The organism is Micromonospora sp. NPDC003776 (assembly GCF_053605645.1).
The window spans coordinates 1-1,287 of the sequence record NZ_JBSGJR010000952.1 but is presented as its reverse complement, the minus strand read 5'-3'; the positions used below and the strand labels follow the sequence as shown (position 1 = coordinate 1,287).

Annotated in this window: 1 protein-coding gene and 1 pseudogene; one reads left to right on the top strand and one right to left on the bottom strand. The window is 76.1% G+C overall.

The features are described from left to right. Window positions 1-458, top strand: a 458-nt coding sequence (pspM, locus tag ACWEVO_RS36630; RefSeq protein WP_452311967.1) for a phage shock envelope stress response protein PspM, incomplete at its 5' end; no start/stop codon positions are given. Between the two features lie 6 nt (window positions 459-464). Here pspM and ACWEVO_RS36625 read toward each other — a convergent pair. Next, window positions 465-1,202, bottom strand: a pseudogene (locus tag ACWEVO_RS36625) (fibronectin type III domain-containing protein); the annotation flags it as partial. Between the last annotated feature and the right edge of the window lie 85 nt (window positions 1,203-1,287).

Sequence of the window (1,287 nt, the reverse complement as noted above, 5' to 3'; positions counted from 1 at the left end):
TGGTGAGCAGTCCGAGAGCGATCATCCCGACCCCGAGCAGGAGGTGCAGCCAGTTGTCGGCATCGTTGAGACGCCTGGACCGGGCGTCGCTGACCCTGGCCGGGATGTCCGGCCGGCTCACCGGGCCGGCCGAACCGGCGCTCCAGGAGGCGGCCGAGGCCGACCGCTCGTTGCGTGAGCTGGCGACCAGGGTGGCCAGCGTGGAACGGGCCCTCAACCTCGCGCCCCGGGGGCCGCTGGCCCAGGTGCACGCCGCCCTGACCGCCCAGCTGGAGGACGGGGTGGCCGCGTACGAGCGGCTGGTGGTGGCCGCGGCCGGCTATGTCGCCGAGGACGCCCGCCCGACCACCGAGCACCCGGCCGCCGGCCGTCTCACCGAGGCCACCGACCTGCTCCAAGGCGTCGCCGCCGCGCTGGCCGAGCTGCGCACCGCCGGCACCCCCCTGCGTACCCCCTGACCGGCCTCAGTCGGGGGTGGTGACGGCCACGGGCGTGGTCCAGGGGGAGGTGCCGACCACGTTGTAGGCGCGGATCCGGTAGTGGTAGGTGGCGCCCCGGGCCAGCCCGGAGTTGGTGAACCCGCGGCCCGTGACGGTGAAGCTCTCCACCCCGCGACTGAACCCCGGATCGGTGGCCCGCTGCACCACGAACCCGGAACCCGGCCCGGTCGGGGCGCCGGCCCCCCAGCTCAGCGATACCGTGGCGGTGTCCGGAGCGGGCGCGTTGGCGCTGACACCCACCGCCGTCGGCACGGCCGGCCGGGGCGGGGTGGTCACCGCGGCCACCGTCGACCAGGGCGACGCCGCGCCCAGGTACGTGGTGCGGACCCGGTAGTAGTAGGTGGTCTCCGGGGCGACCGCCGGGTCCACGTGCGCGTCGCCCACCGTGATGGCGGTGGTCCCCGGCCCGCTGGTGAACGTCGGGTTGGTCGCCCGCTGCACGTCCACCCCGGTGGCGAACGACCGGTTCGCCCAGCGCAGCGCCACCCGCAGCGGCGCGGCCGGCGGCACCACCGCGACCGGCTTCGCCGGGGCGGTGAGCTGCACCGCGGCGGGGATGCTGTTCGACCAGGCCGAGCAGCTCACCGCGTTCTCCGCCCGGATCCGGTAGTGGTAGGTGACCCCGGGCGTCACCGTGGCGTCGGTGTACCGGGTGGCGGTGGCGGCCACCGTGATCTCGGTCAGCCCGGCGGTGGGAGGTGGCCGTGCCCGTACGGCTCACCGGCGCCGAGGCGCTGGCGCTGCGCATGACCAGCCTGCTGCTGCGCCCGCACCCGGTGGCCCGCCC